A 15,624-nucleotide genomic window follows, 5' to 3' on the forward strand; every position below is an offset into this window, starting at 1 on the left:
GCGCTCGCCGTCGGGGTCGCCGCGCCCCCGGCCGCGAGCGCCGCGGGCCCGGGCGGGCACTACGGCCGCGCCGCGCTGGAGGCCGACACCCGTGCCGTGCGCGCCGCCGGCGGCGAGGTACGGGTGCTGGCCGAGGTGAACACCGGCCGGGCCGCGCTCCGCGCCCGCGCCGGCAACGGCACCGCCACTGGCACCGGCACCGGCACCGGCACCGGCACCGGCGAACAGACGCCGTGGAACGCCCAGTTCCGCGCCGCCAGCACGACCAAGACGTTCACCGCCGCCGTCGCGCTGCAACTCGTGGCCGAGGGCAAGCTGTCGCTGACGGACCCCGTCGAGAAGTGGCTCCCCGGCGTCGTCGCGGGCAACGGCAACGACGGCTCCCGGATCACCGTACGGGACCTGTTGCGACAGACCAGCGGGCTGTTCGACTACGTGGACGACGCCGAGCTCCGCCAGGCCCTCGCCCAGGACTTCGAGAAGCACCGCTACGACACCACCGCGCCCGAGCAGTGGGTGGCCGTCGCGATGCGCCATCGGCCGCTCTTCACCCCCGACCCGCGGCGGCCCCGCTGGTCGTACTCCAACACCAACTACCTCCTCGCCGGGATGATCATCGAGAAGGCGGGCGGGCTGCCGTGGCGCGAGCAGGTGGAGCACCGCGTCATCGCCCCGCTCGGGCTGCGCGGCACCCAGGTCACCGGCGCCAACCCGTTCCTGCCCGGACCCCACGCACGCGTCCACGTCCGCACACCCGACGGCGGGCGGCTGGACCTCACCGAGCACACGCTTCAGCACACCGCCGACTCCGCCGTGATCAGCACCACGGCCGACCTCAACACCTTCTTCCGGGCGCTGATGACCGGCGCGGTCGTACCGCCCGCCCAGTTGGCCGAGATGCGGCGGACCGTCTCCCGCGCCGGGGACGCGGACGATCTGGCCGACTGGCCCGAGGGCGGGTACGGGCTCGGGCTGCGCTGGACGCCCCTGTCCTGCGGGGGCGGCTACTGGCACCACGAGGGCGACGGCTACGGCTCCCACACCCGTACCGGGGTCACCCCCGACGGCGGCCGCGCGGTCACGGTCTCGGTCACCAGCGCGGGCGGCACCCCCGACACCCGCACGCTGAACCGGGCGACCCGGCGCCTGGTCGACAACGCCTTCTGCGCGCCGGCCGACCGGCCCTGACGGAGCGGCGGAGGGCGCCCCTGCGCCGGAGGGCGTGACGGAGGTCCAGGGGATTACATCCCTCACGCTCACTCGCGACGGCGGCCTACGCGGCCTGGGCCGTGGCCGCGAGGACGAGTTCGCGCACGGTGACCCGCTGGGGCTGCCGGTAGGCGAAGTCGATCGCCTCGGCCACGTCCTCCGGGGCCAGCACCTCGAGCGAGTCCTTGAAAGCCTGGTAGTCGGCCTTCACCGCCTCGTCGGTGGTGTGCGAGAGCAACTCCGTCTCCACGGCGCCGGGAGCGATGGTGATCACCCGGACGCCGTGCCCGGAGACCTCCTCGCGCAGGCTCTCGGACATGCCGTGCACGGCGAACTTCGTGCCGCTGTAGACGGTGTGGCCGGCGTACGTCTTGCGGCCCGCGACCGAGCTGACGTTGACGATGGTGCCGCGGCCGCGCTCGATCATGCCGGGCAGGACGGCCCGTACGCCGTTGAGCAGCCCGCGCAGATTGACGTCGACCATGCGCTCCCACTCGTCGGCCGGCTGCCGGGCCACGTCCCCCAGCAGCATCACCCCGGCGTTGTTGACGATCAGATCGGCCGGCCCGTACAGCGCCTCGGCCTCCTCCAGCGCGGCGGCCACCGCCTTGGCGTCGGTGACGTCCACGCGGCGGGCGAGCGTGCGGGGCAGGGCGAGCGCCTCGATCCGCTCCACGCGGCGGGCCAACAGCAGCAGTGGGTGGCCGTGGGCCGAGAGGGTCCGGGCGACCGCGGCGCCGATGCCCGAGCTGGCTCCGGTGATGACGGCCAGAGGCTTGTCCGTTCCGCCGGCGGCGCCGGCACCGGCGCCGATCCCGGTGTTCGTGTTCAGGTCGGTGTTCGCGGTGACGGCGGTGTTCGCGGTGCGGTCAGCGGTCACGTGCGGGTTTGCGTTCGCGTTCATGACTCCAGCATCGACGGCCGTCGATCCAAGAACAATGACGGAACGTGAAACGATCAATAACCTGGGCGTTATGGAACGCCGTGACCTCGAAATCTTCTTCGCCCTCGCCGAGGAGCTGCACTTCGGCCGCACCGCGCAGCGGCTGCATGTCTCCCAGGCCCGGGTGAGCCAGAGCATCAAGCAGCTCGAACGGCGGGTCGGCGCGGCGCTCTTCGAGCGGACCAGCCGACAGGTCGCGCTGACCGCCATCGGCCGCCAACTGCTGGAGGACACCCGGCCCGGTTACGACCTCATCCGGGCGGGCCTGGCGCGGGCCGTCGCCGCGGGCCGCGGGCTGGCGGCCCCTCTGCACGTCGGGTTCACCAGCCCCCTGGCGGGCGAACTGGTCATGTCGGCCGCGCACCGCTACCGCCGCGACAACCCGAGCGCCGGCGAGGTCCACATTCACGAGGTCCCGCTCGGCGACCCCTTCACGCTGCTGCGCCGGGGCGAGCTCGACCTGCTCCTCGCCCATCACCCCGTCCGCGAGGACGACCTGGGCACCGGGGACGTCCTCATTTCCGACACCCGCGTCCTGGCCGTCGCCACCCGTCACCCCCTCGCGAGCCGCGGCTGTGTCCACCTCGACGAGCTGGCCGGCGAGCGGCTGCTCGCCCCATCTGGTCCCGCGCCCGCCTACTGGCTCGACCATCTCCTCCCCCGCGCCACCCCCGGCGGGCAGGCCATCGAGCGCGGCGCACAGGCCGCCAGCCGACAGGAGTTGCTCACCCTCGTGGGGGCCGGCCGGGGTGTCCACCCCACCGCCGCCCACGAGGCCCGCTACTACGCCCGCCCCAATGTCACCTACGTCCCGATCAGTGACGCCCCACCCCTGGAGTACGGGCTCATTTGGCGGGCGGCGGCCCACACCGACCGCGTCCGGGCGTTCGCCACGGCGGCCGCCGACCTCGTACGGCACGACAACGGGCCGGCCAACGTCTGCGCGCCCTGCCGGTGACCGGCGGAACGGCCACCGCTCCGGCCACCGCTCCGGCCACCGCTCCCGCAGTCCCCGGGCGGCCGACGGATCACTGGATGTTGAGCCGCAGGGGGTGGGACGGGTCCGTCGGGCAGGTGAAGACGCGGAGTTCACCGAAGCGCCCCACCCTGACGGCCGGCCCGTCATGGCCGCTGTCCACCGTGAGGAACAGTCGCATCCGGGCGCCGCAGGAGCAGTCGATGGGGACGAGGTCGGTGAGGTGCCAGCTCGGCCAGCCCCCGAGCTTCCAGTCCGGGCGGCAGGACAGCGTGCGTTCGAACTCGACGCCGCGCGCCTCCGCCCACGCGCAGCCCTCCTCGTAGAGCGCCTCGGGGAGTTCGTCCGCGTCCGGCAGGTCGACGATTGGCTGCGGCGCGACCGTGCACGGCCGTGGCAGGTAGGCGTCGTCGGCCCGCTCCGGGCGCGGCGGGTCGAGCACCGCGCCCACAGTGGAGGACGAGCGGTACCGCACCTCGACCGCGGGGCCCCAGTAGTCGGACTGGCCCGGCAGTTCGCTGTGGTCGTTCGGGCACCAGAGCACCTGGAGGAGGTCCGTTCCCGCCGGCAGCGGGTCCAGCGCCTCCGGCCGGAGACCCCCGGGCGCGTCCGCGGCGTACAGCTGGAGCACGGGCACCATGGGTACGGCGGGGCCCGAGGTGTCCTGCACCCAGCGCATCCGCTCCCATGCGATCATGTCGAGCGCGGACGCGCCGTCCATGATCCGCGTCTGGGTCAGGGCGTCCTCGTGGGTTATCTCGTACCCGCGGTCCGGGTCGCGGCGGTGCCGCTCGCGCATCTCCCGGTCGATCCGCTGCCAGGTCTCGCGGTCCTCGTCCGAGAGCTTCTCGCGCACCTGGACGACGTGCGGCCCCCGGCACACCGGCCACGGCTCGTCCTCGGGCCACAGCAGCGGCCCGCCGACGGAGCTGTCCCGAACGCCCGGGTCGCCCGCCTCCGGCCGCAGCAGGGTGGCCGGTCGGGCGTGGGCCGCGAAGGCCGGCACGTCCGCCATCAGGGACTCGACGGATGCGGGCACGGTCATGGTTCTTCTCCTGGAGTCTCCCGGAGGGCAGGTACGACCCCGATCATGCGGGAGGCCACTGACAACGGGCCCGGCGACCCGTCAACTCGCCTTCTCGGGACGACCTGGCCCCAGGAGCCGGTCGAGGTGATGGTCCAGCACGCCTCTGGCGGTGTCCGGCGAGCGGTACCCGAGGGCGACGTCCACCCCGAGGCTCGTGGCGAGTGACCAGCAGATGTCGGCGTCGGCACGGTCGTCGCCGTACGGCTCGCCGTTCCGCTCCTCGCCGTTCCCCGCGCCGTTCCCCGCGCCGTTCCGCTTCTCGCCGTTCCGCTCGTGCCGGGCCGCGGCGATGAGACCCGCGGTGAAGGAGAGCAGTTCGTCGTCGCCCGGGGCCAGGACCCGGGCCATCGTCGGGTCGGAGACCGCCCGCCCCGCCACGGCCAGGGAGAACCGCATGAGCCGCGTGCTCTCCTCGTCGGGGCTGACGAGGGCATGGAGACATGCGCGCAGGATGGCCTCCGGGTCCGTCGCGCCGGCCGTCCTGACAGCGCGCTCGATGCTCGCGTTCACCGCCTGTACCGCCCGGTCGAGCGCGTCGCGGACCAGGGCCTGCATCGAAGGGTAGTAGTGCTGGACCTGCCCCATGGAGACGCCCGCTTCGTCCGCGACCTTGCGCAGCGTCACCTGCTCGACGCCGCCCCGAACCGCCAGCGCCCATACGGCTTCGACCAGGCGCTTTCTGCGCTCCTCGTGATCCACGATCTTCGGCATGGCACCTCCTCTCCCCCGTTCGCAATGCGATCGCATTGCGAACGGACCTCGCACCGCGTTACAGTGCGATCGCATTGTAAACGTCCCGGCCATGACCGCCGGGCGGCTGCTCCTGAATCCCGGAGGACCACGTGAAGCACCACCTTCTGCAGGCTCTTGGCATCGCTCTCCTCGTCTTAGGAGCGCAGGGAGCGATCCGCCAGCTCGTCGACCACGACGACGCCGGCCTGCTCGGCTGGCTGCCCGGCGGATTCGCCGTCGGCATCACCGTCCACGTTCTCGCCGCCGTCATCGGCGCGGTCGTCGCCGGCTGGGCCCACGGCAAGGCGCGGAACACGGAGGCGGCCGAGCGCAGCGGCTGACTCCTTGGCCGTGGGGTCGAGTTGCTCGTGCGATCGAGTTGCTCGCGGTGTCGAGCCGCGCACCGGAGTACCGGAATAGGCGTGATCACCCCGGGGTTGGAGGCGGATGCGACGCACCCGTCGCGGCGGACACGGGAGGACCACCTCATGAGGATCGGCATCATCGGCGCCGGGAACATCGGCGGCAGTCTCACGCGGCGGCTCACCGCGATCGGGCACGACGTCGCCGTGGCCAACTCGCGGGGCCCGCACACGCTGGCCGCGCTGGCGGAGGAGACCGGCGCCACGCCGGTGCGGGTGGCGGACGCCGCCCGGGGCGCCGAGGTCGTCGTGGTCACCGTCCCGTTCAAGAACGTCCCGGACCTGCCGTCCGGCCTTCTCGACGAGGCCGCCGAAGGCGTCGTGGTGATCGAGACCTGCAACTACTACCCCAAGGAGCGCGACGGCCGGATCGCCGCCGTCGAGGACGGGCTCCCGGAGAGCCGGTGGATCGAGCGGCAGTTGGGCCACCCGGTCATCAAGGCGTTCAACGGCTCGTGGCCCGAGGACCTCGTCGACGGCGCGCGCCCGGAGGGCCATCCGGAGCGCCTCGCCCTGCCGGTGGCCGGTGACGACGAGGCGGCCAAGAAGGTCGTACGGGCGCTGATCGACGCGATGGGCTTCGACACGGTGGACGCGGGCGGCCTCGACGAGTCCTGGCGCCAGCAGCCCGACACGCCGGTGTACGGCCTGCGCGCCGGCGTGGCCGAGGTCACCGAGGCCCTGGCGGCGGCATCCCCGGAACGCCCCGAGGCGTTCCGGGCGTAGCTGTCGGAGCGATCACGCCGACGCGGGTACGGGGGCGAAGCCGGTGAACCGGCGGCAGGAGAACGCACAGCGATGAGCGACTGGGCCATGTATGTCGTCGTCCCGGAGGACGGCGCCCACGAGGTCTACGAGGCCCGCTTCGGAGCGGTCGGCCTCGACCTCGACCTGCTCGCCGGGCCGGACGTCGTCCTGCCGCTCATCCGCGCGCGCCCTCGCGTGGAGGGTCCCTGGCGCGGTGAGGCCATGTGCGAGGCGGCCGTACTGATCGACCTGCGGCGCAAGGCGCTGCTGCTCTTCGCGTGGGAGGGACCGATCACGCGGATGCGTCACCGCGCGGCCACCTGGGAGCTGCTGCGTACGGCGTGGCCCGACTGGGAGCTGCGCTGGACGTACGACGGTCCGGCCGCGCTGCTGGCCCGCCTCGGCCTGGACCCGGAGGCCGTTCGCGACCGCGACCGGTTCACATGCCCGGAGTTCCCGCTGGAGGCCGACGACGAGGAGTTGTCGGAGCGTGACCCGCTCGTCCGGGTGGTGACCGTCGGGGCGAACCGGTGCCACCTGTTCTCCGCCGTCAATGACCACCCGATCACCGAAGGCCCCGCCCTTCTGGAACGGCTGGCGGCGGCGCCCCGGTACGAGGGGGTGTGCCGGATCGCCGCCGACTCCGGTCTGCATCTCGACCCAGAGCGCCGCCGGGTCGGCTGGTGGCTGCTCAACTCCCTGGCCGGCGCATACGACATGGCCTCGCGCTGGCCCGGGTGGACGGTCACGTTCTGGGAGGACCGCTGGGGCGAACACGTCCGCGCCTCGGGCGGCGGGTTCGTCCCGCCGCCCGTCGACCGGGTGCGGGCGCTGGACGAGCTGAGCCGGGAGGCCCGGGATCACTGGTCCGTACGGTCCGTACGGTCGTCTTCGCCGGTGATCGGCTGGATGCAGGCAGCCGCCCCCGACGGCGTCAGGGAATCGACGCTGGAAGCGATTCACCGATCCGTGGACACCCGGCTGCGGCTGCGCTCGTGAGCCCGCCGGACGCGTACACCGCCGCGCACCGTCCGGACGCCGTTTCGCCGAGGCCGCGGGAGACGTGGGCGGTGGGGTCGATCACGCCGACGCGGCCAGGGCGGCGCGCCAGGTGGGGCTGTCGACGTAGTGGTTGTCGTACCGCTCCGCCGACTCGGCGATCTCCTTGGCGTCGGCCTCCCCGCGCATCACGCGGCCGAGCAGACGCAGATAGTCGAACCGGCCCATGCCCGGCGTGAACACGAACAGCACGTCCGCCTCGCAGCCGGGCGCGGCGGCGAAGGCGTGCGGGGTGTGCGGCGGCACGGCGAGGAAGTCGCCGGCCTCCAGGACGGTGACCTCCTCCCCCACCAGCACCTGGAGGGACCCGCTGATCACGAAGAAGATCTCCGTGGCCTTGGTGTGGAAGTGCGGGGGCGCGCCCATGGCCCCCTGGGCGAACGTGGAGCGGTAGCTGGTGAAGCCATCGGCCGTGCTGTCGGAGTCGGCGAGCAGCGTCATCACACTGCTGGGGTCCGCGCACGTCTCGGCGTCGGCGCACCGGGTCAGCACCGGCCGAAAAGGTGCGGCGGACGCGGACTCGGTGGGTGTTTCCTGGGTCATGGCCCGACCTTACGATCTTGGATGCCTTCCGACCAGGCACGATGGCGGGTCGTGATCAGATCGTCAGGATGTCGCGGTCCGCACCCGACCGCAGGTCGAAGTACCGCACCGTCCAGGCGGGGCCGAGCTCCCGCGCGAGGCGGTGGGCGAGCGCCTCGCCGGTGCGGGCGAACGCGAGCTTCGCCTCCTCGGAGGGGAACGCGGACGACGCCGGGTCGTCCCAGCACAGGATGGCGTCGTACTCCGCCGCCCAGTCGTTCAGCCGACGGGCGAGGTCCGCCGACAGCCCCAGCGCGGGGTCGTCCGGCGCCACGTTGTCGGGTCCGGGGTCGGTGACCCAGAGCGGGTGGCATGCGTAATCGGCCAGGACGCGGATCGCACGCGGCGCGATCACCGGGCGCTCCCCCGGCTCATCGCGGCTCCCGCGCCCCCGGCCTCCACGAGGCGCGCGCCCGGAACCTCCGCACCCCGAACCTCCGCACCCCGCGCACCGTGAAACGTGCTGCGATACGCCCGCGGGGAGACCCCGATCGCCGCGTGCAGATGCTGACGCAGCGACGCCGCCGTGCCGAAGCCGACCTCTCCCGCGATGGCGTCCACCGACAGGTCGGTGGTTTCCAGCAACTGTCGTGCGCGCAGCACGCGCTGCTGGATGAGCCAGCGCCCGGGGCTGACGCCCGTCTCCTCCTGGAAGCGGCGGGCGAAGGTGCGCAGGCTCATCCGGGCGTGGCCGGCGAGGTCGCTCAGGGTGAGCGGCTCGTGGAGGTTCGCGAGGGCCCACTGCTGGGTGGCCGCCGTTCCCGTGGCGGACGGCCTGGGCACCGGCTGCTCGATGTACTGCGCCTGACCGCCGTCCCGGAAGGGCGGCACCACGCAGCGCCGCGCCACCCGGTTGGCGAGTTCGCTGCCGTGGTCCCGGCGCAGGATGTGCAGGCAGACGTCGACCCCGGACGCGGCGCCGGCCGAGGTCAGGACGTCGCCGTCGTCGACGAAGAGCACGTCCGGGTCGAGGGCGACCTTCGGGAACCACTGGCGGAAGAGGTCGGCCAGCTTCCAGTGCGTGGTGGCCGGGCGGCCGTCGAGCAGTCCGGCGCCGGCGAGGACGAAGGCACCGGTGCAGATGGACACGGTGCGGGCGCCGGGCCGGATCGTCGCGAGCGCGGCGGCCACCGGCTCCGAGGGACGGGTGGCGACGCGGGACGGTTCGATCGACGGGATCACCACCGTGTCGGCCGTGGCCAGCACCTCGGGCCCGTGGTCGGCGGAGACCGTGAAGTCGGACGCGCTGCGCACGGGGCGCCCGTCGGGCGTGCACGTCAGCACCTCGTAGTGGCCGTCCGCGTCCCCGAAGATCCGGCTGGGGATGCCGAGCTCGAACGGATAGACCCCGTCGAGGGCCAGGACCACCACACGGTGCGCACGCGTCATGCCATCGAGTCTATGGCACGATTCCATCGATTATTGGCGATCGTGCCATTGCCGCGTCTGACCAGCCACTTCATGCTGGAGGACATGAACGAGACCACCATGCGTGCCATCAGCCAGGACGTCCACGGCGGACCCGAGGTCCTCCGGGAGGTCGAGATCCCCCGCCCCCAGCCCGGCCCCGGGGAGATCCTCATCGCCGTCCACGCGGCAGGCGTCAACCCCACCGACTGGAAGCACCGCGCCGGCGCGGGCTTCGTCGGCACCCTGCCGCTCGTGCTCGGCTGGGACGTCTCCGGCGTCGTCGAGGCGGTCGGCTTCGGCGTCACGCTCTTCGCCCCCGGCGACGAGGTGTTCGGCATGGTGCCGTACCCGTACGGGGTCGGCACCCACGCCGAGTACGTCGTCGGCCCCGCCCGGGCCTTCGCGCCCAAGCCCGCCTCCCTCGACCACGTCCAGGCCGGCGCCCTGCCGCTCGCGGCGCTCACCGCGTACCAGGCGCTCGTCGACACCGCCGACGTCCGGCCCGGACAGCGCGTCCTGATCCACGCGGCCGCCGGCGGCGTCGGCCACCTCGCCGTGCAGATCGCCAAGGCCCGCGGCGCGCACGTGATCGGCACGGCCAGCGCCGGCAAGCACGACTTCCTGCGCGGCCTGGGCGCCGACGAGGTGATCGACTACCGGACGACCGCCTTCGACGAGGTGGTCCGGGACGTCGACGTCGTCCTGGACACGCTCGCCGGCGAGGTGCTCACCCGCTCCCTCGGCGTGCTGCGCGAGGGCGGCGTCCTCGTCACCTTCCTCGGCGACGGCACCGACCAGGACGTCGCGAAGGCCGCGGAACGCGGCGTGCGTCTGCGCCCGATGCTCGTCGAGGCGGACCACGCGAGCATGCGCGCGATCGCCGACCTCGCCGAGGCGGGCAAACTCCGGGCCCACATCGCCGAGGCGCTCCCCCTGGCGGAGGCCGCGAAGGCACACGCGCTGGGCGAGACCGGGCGGACCACCGGAAAGCTGGTCCTCGTCGTCAGGTGACGCGTACGGGGCGCCCGCACACCGGCCGCCCCGAGGGTGAGGCCGCCGGCGTACGGGGGGCGCCGCGGGAGCGAGGCGGCGCGCCGTACGCCGGCCTCCTCCCGCGTACGCGCCCCATGACACCCCCGGCACATCTGAGTACGACGACTCATGCGCCCTCCCCCCGCCCCGGGGTTGGCTGGGGGCATGCACGATGTATCACCGGACCCGCGCGCCCGGGGAGCGTGGATCGCCCCGCTGCTCGCCACGCTCGTCACCCTTCCGATCGCGTTCTTCCTCACGACCGGCGCCATGCTCGCGCCCATGGGGTGCGACCCCTGCAACGGCGCCGATTCGGCGCGCTTCTCCGAGAGCTTCACGGTCGCCTTCCGGGTCTACCTCGTCGGCCTGCTGATCCCCGCGGCGATGCTGGTGACCTCCTGGGCGCTGCCCCGGCGGCGGCGCCACACCCGGGCCCGGATCACCCTCGCCGCCCTGACGCCCTGCGCCCTCGTCCTGCTGTATCTGCTCTTCATGGTCATGCTCGACTACCCTCGCTGACGACCGCACCGCACGGGGCCACCGCCGCGAGGGAGCCGCATGATCACCTGGCGTCGACTCGGTGAGCGGGACCTCCCGCTGCTCCGGGCGTGGCTGGAACAGCCGCACGTGGCCCGGTGGTGGCACCACGAGACCTCGCCCGAGGCGGTCGCGCGCGACTTCGGCCCCGCGGTCCGGGGGGAGGAGCCCACGGAGAACCTCCTCGTCCTCCTGGACGGCGAACCGCTGGGGCTGGTCCAGCGCTATCGGTACGCCGACTACCCCGAGTATCTGGCCGAGCTGGCGGCCGCCGCGGTCGAGGTGCCCGAGGGCGCGGTGTCCCTCGACTATCTGATCGGCGATCCCGAGCGCGCCGGCCGAGGCCTGGGCAGCCGGATGATCGAGGCGATCGTCCGGGCCACCTGGGCCGACCACCCGGACGTGAGCGCCGTCGTCGTCCCCGTCCACGCCGCCAACCACGCGTCCTGGCGGGCCCTGGAGAAGGCGGGCCTGCGCCGCGTCGCCGAGGCGGAGCTCGAACCGGACAACCCCGTCGACGACCGCGCCCACTACGTCTATCGCGTCGACCGCCCGCGCCCGGCGTCCACGTGACCGCCGTCGCGCCCGCGTGACCGCCGTCGCGTCCGCGTGAGCACCGTCGCGTCCACGTGACCGCCGTCGCCCGCACACCAACGCCCCGCACACAAGATCGCGGCAAACCCATGATGCGGACATGACGGCGCGGCTACACTCGCAGCCCGGTGTGCCCGGGGGGCGCACGCCGTGAGCCGAGACGCGAGGTGCCGTGATGTCGGACGAGCTTTCCCTGGCCATGCTGACCGCGGTCACGCTGACCGAGGGCATCAGATTCCTGTACGACCAGGCGGGGGCGCTCCTCACGCGCCGGCGCGAGCGCGACCCAGCGGAGCCGGAGGGAACGCCGGCGGGAGCCCCGGAGGAGACCCTGGGGACAGCCCCGGAGGGGACACGGACACCGGCGGTCGTGGCGCGGCCGAGCGTGCTGCCCGCGGCCGACCCCGTACAACTGGAGCGGTTCGCGGCCGAGTTGCGGGCCCTGCGCGCGGATCTGCACGAGTACGTCTCCGGTGTCGACCCCGTCGACCCGGCGGACGGCGAACTCGTCGCCCGGGTCGAGGCGTTGCGCCGGGTCCTGGAGGTGGTCCACGGCACGCCCCTGGTGTTCTCGGGTGAGCCCGCGCCCGCGGCCGTGGTGCGCGGCAGCGTCGACGCGGACGAGGTGGCCGGTTACGTGGCCGCCGTGCGGGCGGAGCGCGCCACGGGGCCGGTCGAGGGGCGGGTCCGGGTGCACCGGGTGGAGCGCGGCGGGGAGGCGATCGGGGTGGACCTCGGCGCCGGCCGGCCGGGGGCGTGACCGCCGTGGCCCATGGCGACCGCTCAGGACGCGCGCACCCCGACGACCGCTCAGGACGCGCGAACCACGCGAACCGCGCGGACCGCGAGCACGACAAGAGCCGGAGCCGAACGGTCCGGTCCTTCGAGGACCTGGTGCGCGAGCGCACCGGCCCGGACTTCGTGGAGCGGTCCTGGCTGTACGACCGCGTGGCGCGGGCCCTGGACACCGAGGCGGCCCGCTACGTCCTGGTCACGGGCGAGCCGGGCGCGGGCAAGACGAGCCTGCTCGCCGGCCTGGCCCGCACCCATCCGGACCGGCCGCGCTACTTCGTACGGCGGGACAGCCGCACGGCGCTGGCCGGTGGCGACGTCCAGTCCTTCCTGCTGTCCATCGGCGACCAGCTCGCCCGGACCCGGCCGGAGCTCTTCGCGCCGCAGCGCCTGGAGGTGGTGGTCCGTCAGCACATCGACAGCGTCGAGGCGGGCGGCTCCGCGGTGGGCATCAGGATCGCCGATCTGACCGTGTCACCGTTCCACCGGACCGCCACGCTGGAGCTGGAGCAGCGGATCACCCGGGCGGCGGGCTCGGTCACCGGCGTCGAGATCGGGACGGCCGGTCTCGAACCCCGGCTGCTGGAGCCGGACAACCTGGCCTATCTGGCGCTGATCGGCCCGGCGGAGGTGCTGCTGGCGGACGATCCCGGCGCGCGGATCGTGATCCTGCTCGACGCCCTGGACGAGCTGGCGGCGGGCGGCGCGGGCCCCTCCGGTCTGCTGCACTGGCTGGCCCGGGGGCCGGAGCTGCCGCCCAACGTGGCGATCGTGATGACGTCCCGGCCGCACAGCGCCCTCGCCGCGCTGCGGTCCGCCCGCGCCGGACTGCTCACCGAGGTGCCGGTCGAGCCCGGCTCCCCGGAGGTCGCGGACGACCTGCTGACCTACGCGGACCGGGCGCTGGGGACGGAACAGGTCGACTCGGCCGTACGCGCCCGGGGCCTGCTGCCCGATCAGTTCCGGCGGAGCGTCGTGCGCCGGGCCGCCGGCAACTTCCTCTATCTGTCGGCGTACGCCCGCGCCCTGGCCGAGGCGGTCGGGCGGAACGACACCGCGTCGGCGTCCCGGCTGCTCGATCCGGACGGGTTCCCCCAGGGCCTCGCGGGGCTGTACGCGTTCTTCGTGGAGACCGCGCGGGCCGAGCTCGAACGGCTCGGCATGCTGGAGATCCGCGATCCGGTCGGGCCCGCCGACACCCTGACGCCCGCCTGGGAAGGGGTGGGCCAACCGCTCCTCGGCCTCCTCACCGTGGCCCGGGAGCCGCTGGCCTTCGAGGAGCTGACCGCGTTCACCGGCATCCGCGTGTGGCCCCGGGCGGTGCGCACCGTGCTGTCCCGGCTGCGCTGGCTGCTGGACGTGCGGGAGGACGGGGTCGCGCTCTACCACTCGTCGATCGGCGAGTTCCTCACGGGCGAGCGGGCCCGCACCGAGCACCCGGACTGCTGGGTGGACGCCCTCGAATGGCACGAGCGGATCGTCCGTCACATCCGCGGCGGAGCGGCCGACTGGGCCGACGTCGACTGGGACGCGGTCGCCCCCTACGGGCTGCGCCACATCGCCGAGCACGTGCTGAGCTGCCGGGGCGCGCTCGCGGACGGGGCCGTCGACCTGGTCGGGCCCGGGCTGCTGCGGGCGGTGCGGCGCGCCTTCGGCACCAACCGGCACTTCCAGCGGATCGTCGACCGGATCGCCGACCACGCCATCGGCCGCCTACCGACGGCCGCCTCGCTCCCGGCGGTCATGTATCTGGGCACGGTGCGCCGTCAGGTGCTGCGCGCCAGCCGCGGTGTCCCTCCCCCGGTCCTCGGCCTCCTCGCCCGCATGGGCCGCGTCCCGGAGGCGCTGGAGCGCATGGAGGCGATGGAGCCGTCACTGCAACAGTTCGCCGGCGTGCGGGAGATCGTCCGGCACGCGCCGCCGGACGCGCCCGGCCCGTCGCCGCGCGAGCTGCTGGAACTGCTGGTGGACACGGCGCTCACGGTCCCGGCGTCCGACGAGTCCGCCGTACGGCCGGGGACCCGGCCGCCCGGCCCGCTGAGGGAGGCGGCCGAGGCGCTCGCCCCGCACGACCTGCGCCGGGCGCTGCGGCTGTGGGACCTCGCCTGGCAGGCCGAGACGGAGGGCCGCGAGGGCGAGCTGCCGGCGGAGTTCGGCGTGCCGGACCCGGTGTACCGCGCCGCGGCCGGGGCCGAGACGGACACCGGGCGGGCGGCCGCGCTCGTCGCGTCGATGCGGCTGCCCGCCGACCGCGCCCACGCCTTTCTCGATCTGGCCGGGCGCGCCCGGGCCGCGGAGGTGCCGGAGCTGCTGCGGCGGGCCGAGGAGAGCCTCGGCGGGGTGAAGCCTCCGGATCGGCTGCGCGGCCTCGCGAGGCTGGCCGCCGCCTGGGCCGGGCCGGATCGGGCCCGGTCGGCCGCGCTGCTCGCCGAGGTGCGTACCGACTCCGTCCGGCACCGCGACGAGAGGGGGATCGCCGAGGCGCTGGCCGACGCGGCGGCGGCCGTGTGCGCGACGGACGGCGCGACCGCGCGGCACCTGCTGGAGCGGCTGGAGTCGGTGCCGCTGAACGGCGTTTCCGAACGCCCGTATCTGCGGGCCGCCCGGCTCTGGGTGGACCTGGGCCACCCGGGCAGGGCGCGCGCCCTGCTCGACCGGGTCCTCGACTGGAGCGGGCGCGTCAGCAACCTGGTCGAGGCCGGTGCGGTGCTCGCCCGCTGCGACGCGGAGGCGGCGCGGCGGATGGTCGAGCGGGCGTGGGCGGCGGTCCCCGCGGCCGGGCCCGCCCACACCTCGATGAGCCGGTCCCTCCAGGCCTCCTCCCTGGCCGCGGCCGCCCGGGGCCTGGCCGTTCACGACCCCGTGCGCGCCGCGGAGATCGCCCGGGGGATCGGGAGGACCGAGTGGTCCTCCTTCGGAGACGACCGCTCCAGCGCCCTGGCCGGCATCGCCCATCGCTGCCTGGACACGGGCAGGAACGATACGGCGGAGGCGCTCCTGGAGGAGTGCCTGCGCTTCGGCGACCTCGTCCCGCCGCCGGCCGCCGAGCAGCCGCCCGGGAACCACCGGCCCGTCCGGGGCCCGGACGGCGGGGAGCCGGCCGGGTGGGACCGCCCCGAGGACTTCCTCCCCGGCCTGACCGCCATGTTCAACGCGTCCCACGAGTGGGCGGCCCGGGGCAACCGGTACTTCTACCGCGACCCCGTCGAGGTGGTCCGCGCGGTCTCCCCGGGCCCGCACTCCTGGGCCAGGACGGTCCGGACCGTGGCGGAGGCGGTCGCGGCACGGGACCCGGCCCGGGCGCTCGGGCTCGTGCGCTCGCTCGCCTGCCCGGAGGAGCGGGCGATCGGCCTGGCCACCCTGTTCCTGCGGGCCTCGGAACAGGACCGGCCGGAGGCGGCCGCCCTGTCGGAGGAGCTCGACGAGGCACTCGGCGCGCTGCCCCGCTACACGTGGATACGCGGCGACGCCGACGGCGACGCCTGGGCCTATCTGCGGCCGG

16 protein-coding genes are annotated in these 15,624 nt (G+C 74.2%); 10 read left to right on the forward strand and 6 right to left on the reverse strand.

The features are described 5' to 3' along the window. Positions 1-1,188, forward strand: a 1,188-nt coding sequence (locus tag ACSNOD_RS17895) for a serine hydrolase domain-containing protein (protein WP_436767958.1), incomplete at its 5' end; no start/stop codon positions are given. Positions 1,189-1,273: 85 nt separating this feature from the next. On the opposite strand, the gene ACSNOD_RS17900 is transcribed toward ACSNOD_RS17895, so the two are convergent. After that, positions 1,274-2,113, reverse strand: coding sequence for an SDR family oxidoreductase (locus tag ACSNOD_RS17900; protein WP_436767959.1), 840 nt, complete (start codon positions 2,111-2,113; stop codon positions 1,274-1,276). A gap of 70 nt (positions 2,114-2,183) precedes the next feature. On the opposite strand from ACSNOD_RS17900, the gene ACSNOD_RS17905 reads away from it, so the two are divergent. Further along, on the forward strand, positions 2,184-3,110 hold the full coding sequence (locus ACSNOD_RS17905) for a LysR family transcriptional regulator (RefSeq protein ID WP_436767960.1): 927 nt from the start codon (positions 2,184-2,186) through the stop codon (positions 3,108-3,110). 70 nt (positions 3,111-3,180) lie between these two features. Here ACSNOD_RS17905 and ACSNOD_RS17910 read toward each other — a convergent pair whose 3' ends face one another. Then, positions 3,181-4,173: a hypothetical protein gene (locus tag ACSNOD_RS17910; protein ID WP_436767961.1), complete on the reverse strand. Its 993-nt coding sequence runs from the start codon at positions 4,171-4,173 to the stop codon at positions 3,181-3,183. 81 nt (positions 4,174-4,254) lie between these two features. Continuing rightward, positions 4,255-4,926: a TetR/AcrR family transcriptional regulator gene (locus ACSNOD_RS17915; protein WP_436767962.1), complete on the reverse strand. Its 672-nt coding sequence runs from the start codon at positions 4,924-4,926 to the stop codon at positions 4,255-4,257. Between the two features lie 131 nt (positions 4,927-5,057). On the opposite strand from ACSNOD_RS17915, the gene ACSNOD_RS17920 reads away from it, so the two are divergent. The 3 genes from ACSNOD_RS17920 (at position 5,058) to ACSNOD_RS17930 (ending at position 7,115) form a co-directional block, all read left to right on the forward strand. After that, positions 5,058-5,288 carry a hypothetical protein gene (locus ACSNOD_RS17920; protein WP_436767963.1) on the forward strand — a complete coding sequence of 77 codons (231 nt, stop codon included), beginning with the start codon at positions 5,058-5,060 and terminating at the stop codon, positions 5,286-5,288. 96 nt (positions 5,289-5,384) lie between these two features. Beyond that, complete coding sequence (locus ACSNOD_RS17925; protein ID WP_436767972.1) at positions 5,385-6,095, forward strand: NADPH-dependent F420 reductase; 711 nt, start codon at positions 5,385-5,387, stop codon at positions 6,093-6,095. A 72-nt stretch (positions 6,096-6,167) separates the two neighbouring features. Beyond that, positions 6,168-7,115, forward strand: a complete 948-nt coding sequence (locus ACSNOD_RS17930) for a hypothetical protein (RefSeq protein ID WP_436767964.1) — start codon at positions 6,168-6,170, stop codon at positions 7,113-7,115. Between the two features lie 81 nt (positions 7,116-7,196). On the opposite strand, the gene ACSNOD_RS17935 is transcribed toward ACSNOD_RS17930, so the two are convergent. From ACSNOD_RS17935 to ACSNOD_RS17945, 3 genes are read right to left on the reverse strand one after another with little or no spacing between them, the layout of a single operon-like run. After that, positions 7,197-7,718, reverse strand: coding sequence for a cupin domain-containing protein (locus tag ACSNOD_RS17935; RefSeq protein ID WP_436767965.1), 522 nt, complete (start codon positions 7,716-7,718; stop codon positions 7,197-7,199). A gap of 55 nt (positions 7,719-7,773) precedes the next feature. Next, entirely contained in the window at positions 7,774-8,112 is a 339-nt protein-coding gene (locus tag ACSNOD_RS17940; protein WP_436767966.1) for a hypothetical protein, read from the reverse strand. Continuing rightward, positions 8,109-9,146, reverse strand: coding sequence for a GlxA family transcriptional regulator (locus tag ACSNOD_RS17945; RefSeq protein WP_436767967.1), 1,038 nt, complete (start codon positions 9,144-9,146; stop codon positions 8,109-8,111). Before ACSNOD_RS17945 ends, ACSNOD_RS17940 begins: the two co-directional genes overlap by 4 nt. 99 nt (positions 9,147-9,245) lie before the next feature. On the opposite strand from ACSNOD_RS17945, the gene ACSNOD_RS17950 reads away from it, so the two are divergent. The 5 genes from ACSNOD_RS17950 to ACSNOD_RS17970 all read left to right on the forward strand — a co-directional run. Next, a complete protein-coding gene (locus tag ACSNOD_RS17950) occupies positions 9,246-10,178 on the forward strand; it encodes an NADP-dependent oxidoreductase (protein ID WP_436767973.1) in 933 nt (310 codons plus the stop codon). 186 nt (positions 10,179-10,364) lie between these two features. Continuing rightward, on the forward strand, positions 10,365-10,718 hold the full coding sequence (locus ACSNOD_RS17955) for a hypothetical protein (RefSeq protein WP_436767968.1): 354 nt from the start codon (positions 10,365-10,367) through the stop codon (positions 10,716-10,718). 39 nt (positions 10,719-10,757) lie between these two features. Further along, positions 10,758-11,309, forward strand: a complete 552-nt coding sequence (locus ACSNOD_RS17960; protein ID WP_436767969.1) for a GNAT family N-acetyltransferase — start codon at positions 10,758-10,760, stop codon at positions 11,307-11,309. A gap of 196 nt (positions 11,310-11,505) precedes the next feature. Further along, positions 11,506-12,090: a hypothetical protein gene (locus ACSNOD_RS17965; RefSeq protein ID WP_436767970.1), complete on the forward strand. Its 585-nt coding sequence runs from the start codon at positions 11,506-11,508 to the stop codon at positions 12,088-12,090. Positions 12,091-12,095: 5 nt separating this feature from the next. Beyond that, on the forward strand, positions 12,096-15,624 hold a 3,529-nt coding region (locus tag ACSNOD_RS17970; protein ID WP_436767971.1), incomplete at its 3' end, for a hypothetical protein.

Origin of the sequence: Streptomyces sp. URMC 123 (genome assembly GCF_051386515.1) — a bacterium.
Taxonomy (GTDB): domain Bacteria; phylum Actinomycetota; class Actinomycetes; order Streptomycetales; family Streptomycetaceae; genus Streptomyces.